The sequence below is a fragment of the Gordonia sp. L191 genome (assembly GCF_030077625.1).
Taxonomy (GTDB): Bacteria; Actinomycetota; Actinomycetes; order Mycobacteriales; family Mycobacteriaceae; genus Gordonia; species Gordonia polyisoprenivorans_A.
On record NZ_CP125996.1, the window covers coordinates 3,382,377 to 3,401,033 of the forward strand.

General features: G+C 67.4%; 19 protein-coding genes and 1 riboswitch. Of the genes, 9 read left to right on the forward strand and 10 right to left on the reverse strand.

The genetic code is table 11. The features are described from left to right. The first annotated feature begins 22 nt into the window (after nt 1-22). The 3 genes from QNM97_RS15290 (at nt 23) to QNM97_RS15300 (ending at nt 3,240) form a co-directional block, all read left to right on the forward strand. Complete coding sequence (locus QNM97_RS15290; RefSeq protein WP_006367518.1) at nt 23-487, forward strand: Lrp/AsnC family transcriptional regulator; 465 nt, start codon at nt 23-25, stop codon at nt 485-487. Continuing rightward, the gene (locus QNM97_RS15295) at nt 484-1,872 is read left to right on the forward strand and encodes an aspartate aminotransferase family protein (RefSeq protein WP_283819237.1); all 1,389 of its coding nucleotides are present in this window, start codon (nt 484-486) and stop codon (nt 1,870-1,872) included. The genes QNM97_RS15290 and QNM97_RS15295 overlap by 4 nt, the downstream gene beginning before the upstream one ends. Nucleotides 1,873-1,947: 75 nt before the next feature. After that, nucleotides 1,948-3,240 carry a D-alanyl-D-alanine carboxypeptidase family protein gene (locus QNM97_RS15300; protein WP_283819238.1) on the forward strand — a complete coding sequence of 431 codons (1,293 nt, stop codon included), beginning with the start codon at nt 1,948-1,950 and terminating at the stop codon, nt 3,238-3,240. 27 nt (nt 3,241-3,267) lie between these two features. On the opposite strand, the gene QNM97_RS15305 is transcribed toward QNM97_RS15300, so the two are convergent. The 3 genes from QNM97_RS15305 to QNM97_RS15315 all read right to left on the reverse strand — a co-directional run bounded on the left by QNM97_RS15305 (nt 3,268) and on the right by QNM97_RS15315 (nt 6,391). Beyond that, entirely contained in the window at nt 3,268-4,329 is a 1,062-nt protein-coding gene (locus tag QNM97_RS15305; RefSeq protein ID WP_283819239.1) for a YhjD/YihY/BrkB family envelope integrity protein, read from the reverse strand. 103 nt (nt 4,330-4,432) lie between these two features. After that, nucleotides 4,433-5,473: a tryptophan--tRNA ligase gene (gene trpS / locus QNM97_RS15310; protein ID WP_283819240.1), complete on the reverse strand. Its 1,041-nt coding sequence runs from the start codon at nt 5,471-5,473 to the stop codon at nt 4,433-4,435. 69 nt (nt 5,474-5,542) lie between these two features. After that, nucleotides 5,543-6,391: an exodeoxyribonuclease III gene (locus tag QNM97_RS15315; protein WP_283819241.1), complete on the reverse strand. Its 849-nt coding sequence runs from the start codon at nt 6,389-6,391 to the stop codon at nt 5,543-5,545. 123 nt (nt 6,392-6,514) lie between these two features. Between QNM97_RS15315 and QNM97_RS15320 the strand changes: the two genes are divergently transcribed. Together QNM97_RS15320 and bfr are read left to right on the forward strand one after the other, a co-directional pair. Then, the gene (locus tag QNM97_RS15320; RefSeq protein ID WP_208795633.1) at nt 6,515-6,694 is read left to right on the forward strand and encodes a (2Fe-2S)-binding protein; all 180 of its coding nucleotides are present in this window, start codon (nt 6,515-6,517) and stop codon (nt 6,692-6,694) included. 97 nt (nt 6,695-6,791) lie between these two features. Continuing rightward, on the forward strand, nt 6,792-7,277 hold the full coding sequence (bfr, locus tag QNM97_RS15325) for a bacterioferritin (protein ID WP_208795632.1): 486 nt from the start codon (nt 6,792-6,794) through the stop codon (nt 7,275-7,277). Here bfr and QNM97_RS15330 read toward each other — a convergent pair. Together QNM97_RS15330 and QNM97_RS15335 are read right to left on the reverse strand one after the other, a co-directional pair. Continuing rightward, nucleotides 7,235-8,563, reverse strand: a complete 1,329-nt coding sequence (locus tag QNM97_RS15330) for an MFS transporter (protein ID WP_502874902.1) — start codon at nt 8,561-8,563, stop codon at nt 7,235-7,237. The genes bfr and QNM97_RS15330 overlap by 43 nt on opposite strands. A gap of 93 nt (nt 8,564-8,656) precedes the next feature. Further along, nucleotides 8,657-10,348, reverse strand: coding sequence for a cutinase family protein (locus QNM97_RS15335; protein ID WP_283819242.1), 1,692 nt, complete (start codon nt 10,346-10,348; stop codon nt 8,657-8,659). A gap of 218 nt (nt 10,349-10,566) precedes the next feature. Then, nucleotides 10,567-10,687, forward strand: a riboswitch (SAM riboswitch). A 61-nt stretch (nt 10,688-10,748) separates the two neighbouring features. On the opposite strand from QNM97_RS15335, the gene QNM97_RS15340 reads away from it, so the two are divergent. Both QNM97_RS15340 and metX read left to right on the forward strand, forming a co-directional pair. Then, entirely contained in the window at nt 10,749-12,083 is a 1,335-nt protein-coding gene (locus QNM97_RS15340; RefSeq protein WP_283819243.1) for a bifunctional o-acetylhomoserine/o-acetylserine sulfhydrylase, read from the forward strand. A gap of 24 nt (nt 12,084-12,107) precedes the next feature. Beyond that, entirely contained in the window at nt 12,108-13,256 is a 1,149-nt protein-coding gene (gene metX, locus QNM97_RS15345) for a homoserine O-acetyltransferase MetX (RefSeq protein WP_208795629.1), read from the forward strand. A gap of 62 nt (nt 13,257-13,318) precedes the next feature. On the opposite strand, the gene QNM97_RS15350 is transcribed toward metX, so the two are convergent. From QNM97_RS15350 to QNM97_RS15360, 3 genes are all read right to left on the reverse strand, one after another. Beyond that, nucleotides 13,319-14,881 carry an Hsp70 family protein gene (locus QNM97_RS15350; RefSeq protein ID WP_283819244.1) on the reverse strand — a complete coding sequence of 521 codons (1,563 nt, stop codon included), beginning with the start codon at nt 14,879-14,881 and terminating at the stop codon, nt 13,319-13,321. An 85-nt stretch (nt 14,882-14,966) separates the two neighbouring features. Beyond that, nucleotides 14,967-15,290 (reverse strand): DUF3017 domain-containing protein, encoded by a 324-nt coding sequence (locus QNM97_RS15355; protein WP_283819245.1) that lies wholly within the window; start codon nt 15,288-15,290, stop codon nt 14,967-14,969. Beyond that, complete coding sequence (locus tag QNM97_RS15360) at nt 15,287-16,177, reverse strand: bifunctional methylenetetrahydrofolate dehydrogenase/methenyltetrahydrofolate cyclohydrolase (protein WP_283819246.1); 891 nt, start codon at nt 16,175-16,177, stop codon at nt 15,287-15,289. The genes QNM97_RS15355 and QNM97_RS15360 overlap by 4 nt, the downstream gene beginning before the upstream one ends. A 62-nt stretch (nt 16,178-16,239) precedes the next feature. Here QNM97_RS15360 and QNM97_RS15365 point away from each other — a divergent pair, with 62 nt between their 5' ends. Next, nucleotides 16,240-17,241, forward strand: coding sequence for a serine/threonine dehydratase (locus tag QNM97_RS15365; protein WP_283819247.1), 1,002 nt, complete (start codon nt 16,240-16,242; stop codon nt 17,239-17,241). Between the two features lie 5 nt (nt 17,242-17,246). Continuing rightward, a complete protein-coding gene (locus QNM97_RS15370; RefSeq protein WP_283819248.1) occupies nt 17,247-17,711 on the forward strand; it encodes a tRNA (cytidine(34)-2'-O)-methyltransferase in 465 nt (154 codons plus the stop codon). Between the two features lie 16 nt (nt 17,712-17,727). Here the strand turns inward: QNM97_RS15370 and QNM97_RS15375 are convergent, their stop codons facing one another. Both QNM97_RS15375 and QNM97_RS15380 read right to left on the reverse strand, forming a co-directional pair. Beyond that, complete coding sequence (locus QNM97_RS15375; RefSeq protein ID WP_014359506.1) at nt 17,728-18,177, reverse strand: hypothetical protein; 450 nt, start codon at nt 18,175-18,177, stop codon at nt 17,728-17,730. A gap of 222 nt (nt 18,178-18,399) precedes the next feature. Further along, complete coding sequence (locus QNM97_RS15380) at nt 18,400-18,627, reverse strand: DUF167 domain-containing protein (protein ID WP_014359505.1); 228 nt, start codon at nt 18,625-18,627, stop codon at nt 18,400-18,402. Nucleotides 18,628-18,657 lie beyond the last annotated feature (30 nt).

Below are 18,657 nucleotides of genomic sequence, written 5' to 3' on the forward strand. Positions count from 1 at the left end.
CTGAATCCGTCAAGATCGGTGAGTGCCTGAAGCCTCTCACCCTCATCTCGACGGCACCGCGAAGAGAATCATCGAGCTACTGCAAGCCGACGGGCGCAGTTCGTATGCGTCGATCGGCAAGGAGGTCGGACTCTCGGAGGCGGCGGTACGCAATCGCGTACAGAAGCTGAGCGAGAGCGGACTACTGCAGATCGTCGCCGTCACCGATCCCCTCAAGCTAGGGTTCGCCCGCCAGGCCCTCATCGGCATCCGATGTACCGGCGACACCGAGGAACTGGCCACGGCACTCGCCGGGAACCCCGAGATCGACTACGTGGTGCTGACCGCCGGCTCGTTCGACATCCTCATTGAGGTGGTCTGCGAGGACGACGATCACCTCCTCTCGATCCTCAACCGGACCGTCCGCAAACATCCCGAGGTGACCGGCACCGAGACCCTCGTCTATCTGAAACTCGTCAAACAGCAATACAATTGGGGAACACGATGACCACTACCGCACAACCGTCCGTCGACGGGTCCTCTCTCGGAGCACGCAGCGCAGCGCACCTGTGGGGCCACTTCGCCCGCCACGGCGAGGGCATTGCCCCGCCGGTGATCACCCGCGGCGAGGGTGTCCGCATCTTCGACGACCGCGGGCGCAGCTACCTCGACGGCCTCGCCGGCCTGTTCGTGGTGCAGGCCGGCCACGGTCGCGTCGAGCTGGCCGAAGCGGCCGCTCGCCAGGCCAAGGAACTCGCCTTCTTCCCGGTGTGGTCGTACGCGACCCCGCCGGCCATCGAATTGGCCGAGCGCCTGGCCGCCTACGCACCCGGTGACCTCAATCGAGTCTTCTTTACCACCGGCGGCGGCGAGGCGGTCGAGAGCGCGTGGAAGCTGGCCAAGCAGTACTTCAAGCTCACCGGAAAACCGATGAAGCACAAGGTGATCTCGCGTGCGGTCGCCTACCACGGCACCCCGCAGGGCGCGCTGGCGATCACCGGCGTACCGGCGCTCAAGCAGATGTTCGAGCCATTGACCCCCGGCGGATTCCGCGCGCCCAACACCAACATCTACCGCGCGCCCGACGAGGATCTGGCCGCCGATCCCAAGAAGTTCGGACGCTGGGCCGCCGACCGTATCGCCGAGGCCATCGAATTCGAGGGCCCCGAGACCGTTGCGGCGGTGTTCCTCGAGCCGGTGCAGAACGCCGGCGGGTGCTTCCCGCCGCCGCCGGGATACTTCGAGCGGGTCCGCGAGATCTGCGATCAATACGACGTCCTACTCGTCTCCGACGAGGTGATCTGCGCATTCGGCCGCATCGGCTCGATGTTCGCCTGTGAGGACTTCGGCTACCAGCCCGACATCATCACCTGCGCCAAGGGGATGACCTCCGGCTATTCCCCGATCGGTGCGATGATCGCCAGCGACCGGCTCTTCGAGCCGTTCAACGACGGATCGACCACCTTCCCGCACGGCTACACCTTCGGTGGGCATCCGGTGTCGGCGGCGGTCGCGCTGGCCAATCTCGACCTCTTCGAACGCGAAGGCATCAACGATCACGTCAAGACCAACGCCCCCGCGTTCCGCGCGACGCTGGAGAAACTGCACGATCTCCCGATCGTCGGCGATGTCCGCGGCGAGGGTTACTTCTACGGCATCGAACTCGTGAAGGACAAGACCACCAAGGAGTCGTTCAGCGAAGCCGAGGCCGAACGCATCCTGCGGGGATTCCTGTCCACGGCGCTCTTCGACGCCGGGCTGTACTGTCGCGCCGACGATCGCGGCGACCCGGTCGTCCAGCTGGCCCCGCCGCTGATCGCCGGGCAGGCCGAGTTCGACGAGATCGAGCAGATCCTCCGTTCGGTGCTGACCGAGGCCTACACGCTGCTCTGACCGGCCGACATCCGGTCTCGGCGTTGCCCACACGACATGGCGCCGAGAGGTGACGCCGCTGGTAACGTCCGTGCGGTGACGTGGGGGAATACGCACCTTGGCCGACGGATCGGTGCGGTGCTGACAGCGGTGTGCGCGGCGGCCCTGGTGTGCGCACCCGGGGCCGCCGTCGCCGTTCCGCCGGTGACCACACCGATCACCGATCAGTGCCCGCATCGACAGACCCCGCCGCCCCCGGTCGATACCTCCGAGGTCGTCGCACCCGGATCCACCACGCCCACTGCACTCCCGATCCCCACGCCGACCGTCGGAGGCGAGCGCCTGTCGGCATGCGGGGTGATCGCCGATCCCGGTGCCGGTCCGATTCCCGAACGCCTCACCTCGGCGGCCTGGCTGGTGGCCGACGTGGACACCGGCGCGATCATCGCCGCCAAGGACCCCCACGGGCGTTACCGCCCGGCGTCGACGATCAAGGTGCTGCTGGCCCTGACCGTCCTCGATGCCGGCCTCGACCTCGACAAGACAGTCGTCCCGACCGCCGAGGACTGGAGCCAGGAGGGCGACTCCTGCGGCATGGGACCGGGCGGGCACTACACCGTGCGCGACATGCTCACTGGGCTGCTGATCGTCTCGGGCAACGACTGCGCGCATGCGCTCGCGCGCGAACTGGGCGGAGTGGCGAGCACACTCACCAAGATGAATTCGCTTGCCGCGGACCTGCACGCGCTCGACACCCGGGCGGCCACGCCGTCGGGCCTCGATGCCGCCGGCATGTCCACCTCGCCCTACGACCTGGCCCTGATCTTCCGTGCCGCGATGGGCAATTCAACGTTCCGGGAGATCATCTCCACACCCACCTACCACTTCCCCGGCTACCCGCCCCGCTCGGACGTACCCAGCGACACACCGCACCCCGGATACGAGATGCAGACCTCGGATCAGCTACTGCTGCAAGGCTATCCAGGAATGCTCGGCGGCAAGACCGGATATACCGACGACGCGCTCAAGACCTTCGTGGGAGCCGCCCACCACGGCGACAAGACCATCCTCATCGTGCAGATGTACGGACTCTCGACAGCCGACGACAACTACTGGACCCAAGCACAGTCGTTGCTGGAGTACGGATTCCACGCACCAGCTGACATTCGGGTGGGTGAGCTCATCGCGGGCCCGAACACATCGGCACCGGCGGCGACCACCGCATCATCGGGGTCATCGGCGGAGACGACACAGGCGGGCGCCGCTCGCCCGGCGAACACCGCCGACCACTCGACCGCCACCCGTGTTCTCGTCGGGCTGGTCGTCGCACTCGTCGTCGTGATCTTGCTGGCCGCGGCCACGCGCATCACCGGGCGGCGCCGCCGCTGACCCCTCCGCGGCCCCGACACGGGTCGGTCAGTCGCCGCGGACACGCCGGAGCACCATGCCCACCGCTGCTCCCACGGCAGCGGCACCGGCGAGTGCACCGACCTTCGGCATCGGAGAGACCTCCACGGTCGGACGCATCACCACCGGCCGCTGCTGGGTCTCATCGATCTCGTCGTCGACCTGGAAACCCTCGTTGAGCGGATCGGTGGCGCACCACGCGGTGGCGTACAGGATGATCCGCGACGCGAGATAGGCGAAGACCATGATGCCCAGAATCGGCCCGAACGCCGCTCCGGCCGGGCTGCCGAGCACTGACTTGAGGTAGAGCCCGCCCAGGTTCTTGATGATCTCGAACGCGATCGCGGTGATCAGCCCGGCGCTGAGGCAGTTGCGGAAAGGCAACGGCACCAGGGGAAGACGAGCCAGCACGAGGGTGAAGAGCATCCAGCTGGCGAAGACCGAGATCGCGATCGCCACCACCCGCAGGAGCACCGGGGCCCATGCGGTGTGGTCAACGCCGACCCACTCGAGGACCTTTCTGACGATGCCACCACCGTTGGCCAGCGTCGTCAGTGCCATGGTCGCGGCGAAGGCCAGCCCGAGCACCACGAAGGTGAGCAGATCGGTCACCTTCGAGACGAGAGCATTGCGGGACAGTCGGCCCCCGAACATCTCCGTCATCCCGGCGCGCACACCGGCGATCCAGCCGACACCGGTCAGCGCGGCACCGACGAGACCGATGATGCCGACGGTGGCGCGTGAGGAGATCGCCGAGTCGATGACCGTGCCGATCTGATCCCCCATGCCGCCGGGCAATTGCTTGACCACGGCGTCCTTGAGTTGTTCGATCAGGTCGGGATTGCTCGCCAGGACGAATGCCGCAATGGCGAACGCAACCATCAGGATCGGGACGAGGGCGAGGATTCCGTTGAAGCTGATGCTCGCGGCATGCACGTTGCCGCGCCGGTTGGTGTAACGCTCCTGGGTGCGCAGGGTGTGATCGAGCCACGGCCATCGTGCTCGAGCGTCAGCGAACCACTCCTTCGCACGCGCGAGCAGATTCTTGAACCACGCGATCACCGAACCCATCGTCGCCTCACCTCCCTCTCTTCGAAGCGCGCGGCCCCGCGTGGGTACGCCTGCAGACGCTCCGCGTCGGTACCCGCTGACCCGGATCAACCGGGCACGGGCCTCATGCCCCTACCGTAGGTGCCAGGAACCCGACTTTGTCGTATACCGACTTCAGCGTGGCGGATGCGATGTCACGGGCCCGGGCCGCACCCGAGGCCAGGATGGCGTCGAGTTCGGTGGGGTCATCGAGGTATTCGGAGACGCGGCCACGAAGGGGTGTCACGAACTCGGTGAGGACCTCGGCGGTGTCGACCTTGAGGTCGCCGTATCCCTTGCCCTCGTACTTGGCGACGAGATCGTCGATGCCCACCCCGGATAGCGCCGACTGGATCGTCAGCAGGTTGCTCACACCCGGCTTGTCGGCGGGATCGAAGGAGATCTGCGAGCCGGTGTCGGTGACCGCGGAGCGGATCTTCTTGGCCGAGCGCTTCGGGTCGTCGAGCAGATTGATCAGACCCTTGTCGGTCTCGGCGGACTTGCTCATCTTGGCCGTCGGGTTCTGCAGGTCGTAGATCTTCGCGAACTCGGCGACGATATGCGCGCGTGGCACCCGAAGGACGTCGCCGAAACGCTTGTTGAAGCGCTGTGCGAGGTCTCGGGTCAGCTCGAGGTGCTGACGCTGATCCTCACCGACCGGGACGAGGTCGACATCGAAGGCGAGGATATCCGCGGCCATCAGTATCGGATAGGTGAACAGTCCCACCCCGGCGGCGTCGGCGCCCTGCTTGGCGCTCTTGTCCTTGAACTGCGTCATCCGGTTGGCCTCGCCGAATCCGGTGATGCACTGCAGGACCCAGGTCAGTTGCGCGATCTCGGGGACGTGGGACTGGACGTAGACCGTCGCCCGGTTCGGGTCGACGCCGACGGCGAGCAACTGCGCCACCGACAGCCGTGTGCGGTGCGCCAGCGTCGACGGATCGAATTCCGCGGTGAGGGCGTGCATGTCGGGAATGAAGTAGAACGCGTCGAAGTCGTCCTGCAGGGCTACCCACTGACGCACGGCACCGAGGTAGTTGCCCAGGTGAAAGGAATCGCTGGTGGGCTGGATGCCCGACAGCACCCGCTGACGCGGCGCGGACACCGACCCGGAGACGTCACTCATGGGTCGATTCTTTCAGACTGGTCGAGCGGTTTACCGCGGGAGCCCGACGGTGGGATCGGACGCCGCGGATCACTCGTAGGCCACGGTGACCGGGGCGTGATCGGACCATCGGCGATCGTAGGAGTCGGCGCGATCGACGAAGGCCTTCACCGCCCGTCGGCTCAAAGACCGGTTGGCGAGCTGGTAGTCGATGCGCCAACCGGAGTCGTTGTCGAATGCCTTACCGCGCCACGACCACCAGCTGTAGGGACCGTCGATGGCCGGGTGCAATTCACGCACGACATCGGTCCAGCCCGACTCGAGCCGCGCGCCCACCCATTCCCGCTCGTGCGGCAGGAAGCCGGGATTCTTCAGATTGCCCTTCCAGTTCTTGATGTCGAGTTCGGCGGGCGCGATGTTCCAATCCCCGCCCACAACAACGTGCCGACGGCGCCGTGCCACTCCGGTGAGGTACTCACCGAACTCGTCGAGAAAGCGCTTCTTCTCGGCGAACTTGGCGGCCTCCTTCTCGGTGGCCGACGGTGTCGGCGCGGCCGCCCCCTTCGGCAGATACAGGCTGGCCGCGGTCAGTGCCCCGAGGTCGGGGACGTCGAAGTCGGCCTCGAGATAGCGCCCGGTCGTGTCGAACTCCTCGCTGCCGAATCCGACGCGCACGGCCGTCGGGGCGGAGCGGCTCAGCACACCGACCCCGGCATGGCCCTTGACGACCGACTCGGTCATCGACAGGTGCCAGCCGGCGTGGAGCGCGGGACCCAGGGCAGCTTCGGTCTGCTCGGCGTCGGCCCTGATCTCCTGTATCAGGACGATGTCGGTGCCTGACGCTTCGAGCCAGCTCAAGAAGCCGGGATTGATCTCCGAACGCTGTTTGGTGGCGGCGCGGATGCCGTTGACGTTGATGGTGGTGATCGTCGTGGTCACGGTGCCCCACCCTACGTGCGGCCACCGACACGTTATCTGGAGTGATTCCAAAGGTAAGGCAACCCTTGCGCCAAGCCGGCACTTTATGTAATCCTCACCTAACAGCCAGATGAGGTGAGGTCCATGTTCGTTTGTATCTGTCGCGCGGTGACCGAGGACGAGGTCCACGAGCACTGCACCGCGGGCGCTCGAACCGTCGACGCGATCAGCGATCGCTGCGGCGCCGGCGAAGGATGTGGCACCTGCCTCGAACGGCTTGCACAGATCGTGAGCGAAAGGACGTCCGTCACCACCGCAGCCTGACCCACCCGAGTTCCACCCCCCGCGAATCGAGCGCGTGGGGCAATTGCTCGTGCTAACGTTCGAAGACACCAGTCCCTGGACCGAACGGAGTTGTGGCATGCGTGGAGATGACGAGGTCATCGCTCTGCTCAATGAGCAGCTGACCAGCGAATTGACGGCGATCAATCAGTACTTTCTGCACTCCAAGATGCAGGACAACTGGGGACTGACCGAGGTCGCCGCCAAGACGCGGGCCGAATCCATCGAGGAGATGACCCACGCGGAGATCCTCACCGACCGCATCCTGTTCCTCGAGGGTCTGCCCAACTATCAGCAGATCCTGCCGCTGCGTATCGGCCAGACACTGCGCGAGCAGTTCGAATGTGATCTGGCCGTCGAGATCGAGGTCGTCGAACGCCTCAAGCCGGGAATCGCGATGTGCCGCAGCAAGGGCGACATCACCTCGGCCAAGCTCTTCGAGGAGATCCTCAAGGACGAAGAGCACCACATCGATTACCTCGAGACCCAGCTCGAGCTGATGGATCGCCTCGGCGAGCAGCTCTACATGTCCAAGACGGTCGCCACGCCACCCGACGTGGGCTGATCGGGTCCTCGCGTCCGACGCGCCGCCGCCACGGCGACGCCCAGGACGACGATCCCCGCCACGGCCAGCACGGCCCCGAGCACCGAGGGTGCGCGATAGCCGTGTCCCGCCGCGATCACGATGCCGCCGAGCCATGCGCCGGCGGCATTGGCGATATTGAGGGCCGAATGGTTCAGTGCCGCCGCCAGCGTCTGGGCGTCCTCGGCGACATCCATCAATCGGGTCTGCAGTGCGGGCACCATCGAGGTGCCGGCGACACCGACCAAGAAGGTCAATGCCAGTGCAGCCCAAGTGATCTGAACGAAGAGGGCAAAGCAGAGCAAGACCGCGGCGAGTCCGACGAGTCCCACCAGGATCGAGCGCGACACGCTGCGGTCGGCGGCGATCCCCCCGACGATGTTGCCGACGACCATGCCCAGGCCGAACAGCATCAACGCGAGCGGGACCAGACTGACCGGCAGGCCACCGAGAGTGGTCAACGTGGTGTTCAGATAGGTGTAGAACGCGAACATCCCACCGAAGCCCACGATGCCGATGAACAGCGTGAACCACACCTGCGAGCGGCGCAGGGCACCGAGTTCGGTGACCGGGTTGGTGACGCGCATGTCACGCAACGAGGGAAGGCTGCGGATCAGGGCGGCCACGGTCGCCACACCGACGACGACGACCACCAGAAATGCACTGCGCCAACCGAAATGCTCACCCAGCCACGCGGCCATGGGAACGCCGGCGACATTGGCCACCGCCAGGCCGAGCATGACCTGCCCGATGGCCTTGGCGCGCCGGCCCGGGCCGGCAAGATGCGCTGCCACCAGAGCGGCGACCCCGAAATATGCGCCGTGCGGTAAACCTGCCACGAACCTCGCCGCGATGAGCAACCCGAAGGTCGGCGCGAGCACCGTCGCGACGTTGCCGACGGTGAAGGCGACCATCAGCCCGATCAGCAGCGTGCGCCGCGACAGCCGGGCGGTGAGGGCGGCGATGAGCGGCGCACCGACGACGACGCCGAGCGCGTACGCCGAGATCACCGTCCCGGCGGTGGGCTCGCTGACATCGAGGGCTCCGGCGATGTTGGGCAACAGGCCCATCGCGACGAATTCGGTGGTCCCGATACCGAAACCGCCGAGCGCCAACGCGAGGATCGCCCAGCGCAACGATGACGAGCCACGAGAAACGTTGTCGGACAACGTGATTTCGAGATCTTCGGACGCCTCCGACGGCGCCGTACCGGCGGCAGGCGTCGCGGCGGCGGTCACGGCGGAGGTGGGGTGAGCTGATCTCGACACGGGAGGCGTAACCACCACCCGTCCGGTGCGGATTCCCGTGTGGTCGGGTGAGTTCGTTCACACGGGTTCGTCGGACCGGAATCGAGACGCCCGTCACGGTGTGGCAGCAGCAGATTCCTTCGCCGACGACGCGGTCGGCACCGTTGTCTGATCCGGTGCGGAACCGCTCTCGGTCTCACCTGGCGACGGCGCGGAACTCTCCTGTGACGACGTTTCCGACTGCGACGACGTCGCGCCCGACTCGGTCGTCGAACTCGACTCCGGCGACGTGCTCGACGTAGACGACACACTCGACGTAGGCGCCACACTCGACTCGGGCGCCGGTGCCTGCGTTGCGCCCACAGCGCCCGCCCCCTCGCCCACAGCGCCCGCCCCCTCGCCCACAGCGCCCGCCCCACCACCGACAGCGCTCTGTCGGGACGCAAGCAGCGGCACCGCGACCTGTGTCGGGGTCGACAGCACCGTCGCACCCGCACCCGCACTCGTCGAACCCCTCAGCACCGTCGTGATGCCCTCGACGACGCGCGCCGCCCAGTACTTCACGAAATTGAGCGGCAATGCGACGATGCTCTTGCCGCTGGCCAGCTGTGCCTGCACTCCTTCTTCGAAGAGCTCACGGTTCCAGGTGAGCGCGCCGTTGATGGTGTTCTCGAAGGCGTAGAGATCCGGCAGGTACGCGCCGTAGCCCAGTTGTGGCAACGGGGGAAACCAGTCCATGACCCAGCGGATCGGTGGCTGGAAGTCGGCGAGGGTGATCCCGATGATGTCGGGTAGGCGGAACCGGTAGGCCACCAGGTCCGGGACCGACCAGTGCAGGCCCAGCGCGTCGACGAGGTTCTGGGCGAGGATGGCCATCGATGAGGGCGAGGCGATCGTGCAGGTCTGCAGCGACCCGCTCTGCGTGCACGTCATCGGCTCGTTCGCGCCGTTCATGTACCAGGTCGTGCCGGTACCCGGGAATTGAAACATGTGAAACGGATACTGACCGTGCTTGACCCAATAGCCGAGGAGGGCGTCGAGGTCGCCGATGGGGTCATGGAACGGATCGGGGAGATCGCAGATCGGATCGCCCGCGATGCAGTAGGTGGTCACCGGCAGGCCCCCGTAGTCGGTGACCGCTCGGGTTCCGGACATGGTCAGACCGGGGATGATCCCGACCAGGGTCGCCTCGATCCCCTGTCCCCACAGCGTCGCCGACATCCGCGGATCGGAGTAGAGCTCTCCCGACACCGTGCGTGCACCGTCGGAATCGGTGGTGGAGATGACGTAGGTCGAGCCGTCGTCCGTGGTCACCGACCGAGTTGGCCCGATGTCGGTGAGCACGTCGCCGGCGATCCGCGCCCCCTGCGAGTAGCCGGCGATGACGATCTTCTTGTCGGCACCGCATTGCTGCTGGTACGCGGCGACGGCCTGCTCCAGATTGGCCGACCCTTCGGCCTCGCTGGCGTTGTATCCGACCGACCCGAGCGGCCAGATGGTCGCGGAGTAGGGCACCTGCTCGATCTCGTAGGCGCCCGCGCCGGAGTACGGACTGTCCGGCAGCTCCTCCCAGTGGGCGCCGTGTCCGGTGTAGCGCTGTTCGATCCCGACGAGATACGAACCGTCGGAATTCCACGTGCCGCCGACGATGAACACCCGACCCGGTTGACTGCACGCCGCCGCTGTTTCCGCCGACGCGACCCCGTGACCCCAGAATGCGGCCGCGATGAGCGCCACACTCGCGGCCCCGACCACTCCGGTCGAGATGCTGCCGCGGAGCGAGGCGAAGGAAGGTGAGAGCCTCATCGGACACGTCCTTGGGCGAGGGAACCGCGATGTGGCAAGAGTAGGCAGACGGCGCGGCCGATTCCGGCCGATCCGTCGAGATCAGGACGCGATTGGTCCGTCCGGGCGACACCCGCCGCCACGCCCGAACCGAGTCCGACCGTTTCTGTCCAGCACGCAAACCAGGCTGAGCAGGAGGGTTCTCAGCCGCCGACGACCGTGTTATATCCTTGTCGCCAGGTCATGAGTATCAGCGTCAAGCCCCGGCTCGCTGATCGGCAACCCTCCAACCGCGGTGGGGTGCTCCGGGTGATGACCGGGTTGTGGGATCGCGACGAGCATCCCCGGCAAGCGCGGGTCCGAAGGTCGGACCCCATCAGGGTCACCACACCCTGCCGACCGCAGAAAGTGATCTATTCTCATGTCTGACGTAGCCAACGACGGCACGGATGCCCAGAACCCAGCCGACGACTGGAGTTTCGAGACCAAGCAGATCCATGTGGGCCAGTCGGCCGACGCCGCCACGAACGCTCGTGCACTGCCGATCTACCAGACCACGTCGTACGTCTTCAACGACACCACCCACGCGGCCAACCTCTTCGGCCTCGCCGAGCCGGGCAACATCTACACCCGCATCATGAACCCCACCCAGGACGCCGTCGAGCAGCGTGTCGCCGCGCTCGAGGGCGGTGTGGCGGCACTGTTGGTCGCGTCCGGTCAGGCCGCCGAGACCTACGCCATCCTCAACATCGTGGAGAACGGCGGACACGTCGTGTCGAGCCCGCGTCTCTACGGCGGAACCTACAACCTCTTCCACTACACACTGCCCAAGCTCGGTATCGAGGTGAGCTTCGTCGAGGATCCCGAGGATCTCGATTCGTGGCAGGCCGCGGTCCGCGACAACACCCGGGCCTTCTACGGCGAGTCGATCTCCAACCCCAACAACGAGATCCTCGACATCGAGGGCATCTCCGAGGTCGCCCATCGCAACGGCGTGCCGCTGATCGTCGACAACACCGTCGCCACCCCGTACCTGCTGAACCCGCTGGCCCACGGCGCCGACATCGTCGTCCACTCGGCGACCAAGTACATCGGTGGGCACGGCACCGCGATCGGCGGCATCATCGTCGACGGCGGCACCTTCGACTGGCGGGTGCAGCGTGACGGCCAGGATCTGTTCCCCGGCTTCACCACCCCCGACCCCAGCTATCACGGTGCGGTGTTCGCCGACCTCGGTGCGCCGGCCTACGCGCTCAAGGCACGCGTGCAGTTGCTGCGTGACACCGGTGCGGCGATCTCGCCGTTCAACGCCTTCCTGCTAGCCCAGGGACTGGAAACCCTGAGCCTGCGCGTCGAGCGCCACGTCGCCAATGCGCAGCGGGTCGCGGCCTATCTCGCCGATCACGCTCAGGTCGAGTCGGTCGCCTACGCCGGTCTGCAGTCCTCGCCCTGGTACTCCCGTGGTCAGAAGCTCGCCCCCAAGGGGCAGGGCGCGATCATCGGCTTCGAGATCGCCGGTGGCGTCGACGCGGGGAAGCGCTTCGTCGAGGCGTTGACGCTGCACAGCCACGTCGCCAACATCGGTGACGTGCGGTCGCTGGTCATCCACCCCGCCTCGACCACCCACAGCCAGCTGACCCCCGAGGAGCAGCTCGCTGCCGGTGTGACCCCCGGCCTGGTGCGCCTGGCCGTCGGTATCGAGGGCATCGACGACATCATCGCCGACCTCGACCAGGGTTTCGCGGCGGCCAAGTAGTTCGAGGACAGGAGTACAACACCCGTGTCGGTGAGCATCGACCCCCAGGCGTCCACGACGCATCAGCCCGAGTGGGAACGAGTTCCCGACGGGCAGATGGTCCGAATGCGTCTGGGGTCGTTGTCTCTCGACAACGGGCAGCAACTCGACGACGTCACCCTGGCGTTCCAGCGCTGGGGGACGTTGTCGCCCGCACGTGACAACGTGATCCTCACGCTGCACGCCCTGACCGGCGACTCGCATGTGACCGGCGCGCCCACCGACGAGCATCCCTCGCCCGGGTGGTGGGACGGCCTGATCGGGCCGGGAGCTGCCATCGACACCGACGAATGGTGCGTCATCTCCGCCAACGTCCTCGGCGGCTGCCGTGGGTCGACGGGCCCGTCGTCGCCGGATTCGCAAGGGCGGCCCTGGGGTTCACGCTTCCCCGACATCACCGTGCTCGATCAGGTGCGTGCCGAGGCGGCCCTGCTCGATGCCCTGGGCATCCGGGGAATCGGCGCGGTACTCGGCGGCTCGATGGGCGGCGCGCGTGCGCTGGAGTGGGCGATCGAGTACCCCGATCGGGTCCGCAGCGCCCTGGTGCTGGCGGTCGGCGCCCGCGCGACCGCCGATCAGATCGGCACGCAGACCACCCAGATCGCGGCGATCACCTCCGATCCCAACTGGCAGGGCGGGGACTACCACGGCACCGGGCGCTCCCCGATCGCCGGCCTCGGGATCGCCCGACGTATCGCCCACCTCACCTACCGTTTCGAGGGTGAACTCGACGAGCGGTTCGCCAATGCGCCTCAGGCGCAAGAGAATCCGCTCCTCGGCGGCCGCTACGCGGTGCAGAGTTATCTCGAGCACCAGGCCGACAAATTGATCGAGCGCTTCGATCCGGGCAGCTATGTGGTGCTCTCCGACGTGCTGAACCACCATGACGTCGGCCGCAACCGGGGTGGTATCGCCGCCGCCCTCGCCTCGTGCACCGTTCCGACCATCGTCGCCGGCATCGATTCGGATCGCTTGTACCCGTTGCGGTTACAGGCCGAGATCGCCGAAGGTCTCGGCAACTGCGTCGGCGGGCTCCAGGTGGTCCGGTCCGACAAGGGCCACGACGGATTCCTCACCGAGTTCGACGCGATCGCCGATCTCCTCAAGCGCACCGTGGATCTCGCCCGCCGCTGACGGAGCTCGCACCGATACACCACCCCGCCCACGCGCCCGCAGGCGTCGTGGGCGGGCGTGTCTCAGCGGGCAGGTGTGGTGGTGGTCGTCTGCGCCGAATCCCCCGCATCCAGGGTCGGCGAGGTACTCGACGCCGACTGGGAGGGACGGATTCCCGGAGCGATTCCCGGAGCCGTCGTCTGCGGCGCCACGATGCTGGGGATCAGGTCGGGTGGGATCAGACCGGACGGGATCGGAAGCGTCGGATACGGAGTCAGCGTGGGTCCGGACGGGGTCGTCGTCGACGGTGTGGTCGTTGCCGGCGGCGTGGTGGTGTTGGGCACCAGCGTCAAGGTGGTCGTCGACGTCGTGAGCGGGAGTTCGGTCGTCGCCCAACTCGGGAGTTGCTCGTGACCGGCGGGCTCGGTGGCCGACGGCGCCGCGACCGAGGTCATCACCGACGTCGTCTGGTGATGCGACGTCGTCGTGAATCCCGAATCCCGGGTGGTGTCAATGGTGTGTGCGTCGGCCGTGCGCGTCGGAGAGGGCAGCGGGTCGGCATCGTCGGTCACGGTGGCGCCGACGGCGACCGCCGCCATCACGATCGCACCGATGATCCCGGCCACGATCGCCACCGGTACCGCCGACCAACTGCGTGCCCGGCGGCCACCGATGAACGCCAGTCGGGTGGTGCCGGCCTTGCCGGCCAGCATCGCCGCACCGGTGGCCGCGGCCAGTTCCGGCGACTCCGGGGTGAGGAGGTCGAGTCCGGCGTCCGGCACGATCCGTCGGGTGACCGGCAGGTTGGCCAACCCGCCGACCAGCACCGCTGCATCCGGGGCGTGACCACGCGACCGGAGGTCGGCGAGATAGCGGGCGAACACCTCGCGCGCCTCGTCCACCATCGGACCGGCGACCTGCTCGACCGTCGCCGAGGTCAATGGCACCCCGGCCAACGCCGCCGGCGAGCCCTGCCCCACGGTGGACGCAGCCGGGGCGGACGAGTAATCGGCGACCTCTTCCTTCGCGGTGCGGCAGGCGCTGACCAACTGGGCACGCTGACGCTTGGTGCGGGCGCCGGCGTCGGCCCCGTCCACCTCGGCCGCGATGTGGTCGGCAAGCGCCTCGTCGATCCGACGGCCACTGAGCACCGTCGACCGTTCGATCGCCTCGACACGGCCGGCGGCGGGATCCACGGTGTAGAGCGACACGCCGGTGTCGCCGCAGTCGGCGACGACCACCGAGGAGAACCGACCGATCTGTCCGGTTCGGGTCAGGAATTCGGCGACCGCCTCTTCGTCGGAGCCCAGGTGGATCTGTCGGCGTGTCCCGGATCCGCCCGAGCGCAGGCGACGGCGTTGGGTTGCGGTTCGCGCCGCCACCCCGATCGGGCCGACGCGCAGGTCGGCGGCGCGGGCAGCGTCGAGCATCAGGTCGATGCCCGCGTTCACCCGTCCCACCGAGTCGAGCCCGTCGGTGGGATCGACGTCGAAGACGCGCGCTTCGAGCGCGGTGCGACCTGCCTCGTCGTGCGTGAGCAGGACGTAATGGATCATCCCCTCGCCGACGGAGACACCCAGCGACGTGGTGTCGCCCGGTCTTGCCTGGTCGTTGATCTCGAACGTCGAACTGATGTCAATCCCCACTTAGTGTTGCTAACAATCGCTCCGCTCAGCGGAGTTCGAATGTCGGGTCGGTACCCCGAATGTCACGCTTTGGTCACCAGTGTAATCAATCTGTGCCCAACGGGTCGATCGACGTCGCCAGCCAGAGGATCAGCGCTCCGCTCGACGCCATCGCCGCAACATCGAAGAATTTGCCCCTGACCTGCAGCAAACCCGCTCGCGAGGTGGGGATCAGCGCGCGCAGGAGCGCGCCGAACAACAACGCCGAGCCGAAGACGAACGCTCCGCGACGCCAGCGATCGAACAACACGAGTGCCGCGGCGGCCACGACACCCAGCAGCACCAGCAGGTAGGGAATCTGTACCGCGTAGGCGCGCACCCGTCGGACGTGGCGCAACCGCTCCACCCGTTGGGGGGCGCCGCCGGTCATCGCGAACGGGTCCCGACGGAGTCGTCCGCAGTGAGCGCCGCGAGCTGAGCCTCGGCGCGTTCGACGACGTTCACCAGCAAGAAGGCGCGCGTGAGCGGACCGACCCCGCCCGGGTTGGGCGAGACATGCCCTGCCACATCCCACACGTCGGGCGCGACATCGCCGCGCAGACCGTCCTCGGTCCGGCTGACGCCGACGTCGATCACGGCGGCACCCGGCTTGACCATGTCGGCGGTCACCAGGTGCGGCACCCCTGCCGCCGCGATGACGATGTCAGCGCGGGCCACCTCGGCGGCGAGGTCGCGCGTACCGGTGTGGCACAGGGTCACGGTGGCGTTCTCACTGCGCCGCGTCAGCAGCAGACCGATGGGCCTGCCGATGGTGACGCCGCGGCCGATGACGGTGACCCGCGCGCCCGCGATGTCGATGCCGTAGCGCCGCAGCAGGTGGATGACCCCCCGCGGCGTACACGGCAGGGTCGATTCCTTGCCCAACACGAGTCGGCCGAGATTGATCGGATGAAGGCCGTCGGCGTCCTTGGCCGGATCGATACGCTCGAGCGCAGCATTCTCGTCGAGGTGTTTCGGCAACGGGAGTTGGACGATGTATCCGGTGCAGGCGGGGTCGGCGTTGAGTTCGTCGATGGCCGCGTTGAGGTCCTCGGTCGTCGTATGGGCGGGCAGATCCTTGCGGATCGACGACACCCCGATCCGCGCACAATCGGCGTGCTTGCCCTTGACATAGGACTGCGACCCGGGGTCGTCGCCGACCAGGATGGTGCCGAGTCCCGGGGTGATTCCCGCGCCGCGCAACTTCTCCACTCGTGCGGCGAGATCGGTGAAGATCTCATCGCGGGTGGCCTTGCCGTCCAGTCGTATCGCGCTCACGCCGACCATTGTTCCATTCCGTGCCACGCCGACTCGCCCGGCCGGGCCGGTAGCCTGCGCTCATGTCGCCCGCAGCACCCGATCCGGACCACGCTCACGCTGCCACTCCCGGCGCCATCACCGCTGCCGATGTGATGGCCGCTCGTGCACGACTCGCAGGCCGGCTGCGGCGGACTCCCCTGCTCGAGACCACGCTCGACACGGTCGGCGGGCCGGTCGATGTGGTGTTCAAACTCGAATACACCCAGCTCGGTGGCTGCTTCAAGGTGCGCGGCAGCCTCAACGCGGTGCTCGACGCCGACGCCCGCGATGCCCTGCCCGAGGCCGGGGTTCTCGTGGCCTCCGGCGGCAACGCCGCCCTGGGTGCGGCGTGGGCTGCCCGGCTCGTCGATGTTCCGGCAACCGTGGTGGTCCCCGAGACCGCACCGGCGGTCAAGGTCTCGGCGCTGCGTTCACTCGGGGCGACGGTGCGGCTCATCGGCACTCGGTATCAGGAATCCGCCGACGCCGCCGCGGCGCAGGCCGCCGACTCCGGCGCACTGCTGTTGCACGCCTACGATCTGCCGACGATCGTGGCCGGCGCGGGCACCATCGGCCTCGAGGTGGCCGAGGACCTCCCGGGACGCAGGTTGCAGACCGTCGCCTGTGTCGGCGGCGGCGGCCTGCTCGCCGGGCTCGCCGCCACCCTGCGGCCCGGTGACCGGCTCATCGGGGCCGAACCGATCGGCGCCTCGTGTCTGCATCAGGCCCGAACGGCCGGAGAGCCTGTCACGGTCGAGTTGGACAGCATCGCAGCGGATTCGCTGGGTGCGAGTCGGGTCGGTGGCATCTGCTGGGCGACCATCGCCGACCGGGCCGTGGACTCCGTGGTCGTCGACGACGCCGACCTCGTCGCGGCCCGCCGGATGATGTGGGACCGCTTCCGGATCGTCATCGAGCACGGCACGGCCACCGCCGTCGCCGCGGTCACCACCGGCGCCGTCGAACCAACGGCCGATTCCACGCTCTGCATCGTCCTGTGCGGGGCCAACACCCGGCTCGACGACCTGCACCCGGCACAATGACTGCCATGTTCCGGATCATGTTCTACCAACCGTGTATCCCGCCCAACACCGGCAACGCGATCCGGCTGGCCGCGAACACCGGATGCGAGCTGCATCTGATCGAGCCACTCGGGTTCTCGATGTCCGACGCCCAGGTCAAACGAGCCGGCTTGGACTACCACGAGATGGCCACGGTGACAGTGCATCCCAACCTGGTCACGGCCTGGACGACACTCAAGCCGCAGCGCGTGTTCGCGTTCACCGCACATGCGCAGCGCTATCACACCGACGTCGACTATCGTCCCGGCGACGTCCTGCTGTTCGGCCCCGAGCCGACGGGACTGCCCGAGGAGGTTCTCGGAGAGCCGGAGATCACCGACCGCGTCCGCATCCCGATGCTCGCCGGCCGGCGCTCGCACAATCTCGCGAACGCGGCGAGTATCGCGATCTATGAGGCATGGCGGCAACAGGGATTCGACGGGGCGGTGTGAATCCTGCGAACGTTCCTCAGCGCAGCGCTTTGCGCGCCTCCGGCCAGAAGGCCATTCCGGCGACGGCCAATCCACCGGCGCCGATGATGGCGACGGCGGCGTCCACGCTGGTGCGGCCCTGCTTGGCCCAATAGACGTCCTCGAGATCGAGCAATAGGGCCAGTTCGTCGACGATGAGACCAACCCCGGTGCCGTAGGCGATGGCGGTCGCCGGGTGGCGACGGTGTCGTTCGGCTCCACGCACCGCGACGGCACCGATGGCTCCGAGTAAGCCGATTCCGATGTTGTAGTGGTGAAAGTGGTGTCCACCCAGACTCATTCCACCGCCGGCGGGGCCGTGACCGGCGCGAATCCAGTGCGTGATGCCGCGCGCGGTGACGAACGTCGTGGTGAAAGCCGCCCACGACAACACCGCGGATTGTTCGCCGGGCTCCAGCGACCCGCGCCACGCCCGTCGCAAGCGCACCCACGGCAGCCGGGCCGCGGACAGATCGGCGTCACCGACCTGCCCGTAGGCGTGTTGCGCCGGCCCAGTGGGCACGGCGCCGGATTCTCCGGTATGGGGTAATTCTTCTCTTTGCGCAACCTGTTGTCGCACCGCGGATTTCGAGTGCGACGGGGAGTCGGGTGACATGACCCGATGATGCCACTTCCCGCGGCTCGCGTGCGGAGACCCGAGAAACCCTCCTCAGGCGACCCGGAAGCGTTTTGTGCGTGAGGTCGCGCCGCCGATGAGGTTCACCCGCGACTTCGGGACACCCAGGTGGGCGGCGAGAAGTTCGGCGACCGCCTTGTTGGCCTTGCCCTCGGTGGCGGGCTCACGCACGTAGATCGTGATCGAGCCGTCCGGACCGGTCTGCACCAATGGGCCCTTCCGACTGTTCGGCTTCACCGTCACCACCACCTGCTGTGGCATTCTCCACCCCTCGAATCGTCACGTCCCGCC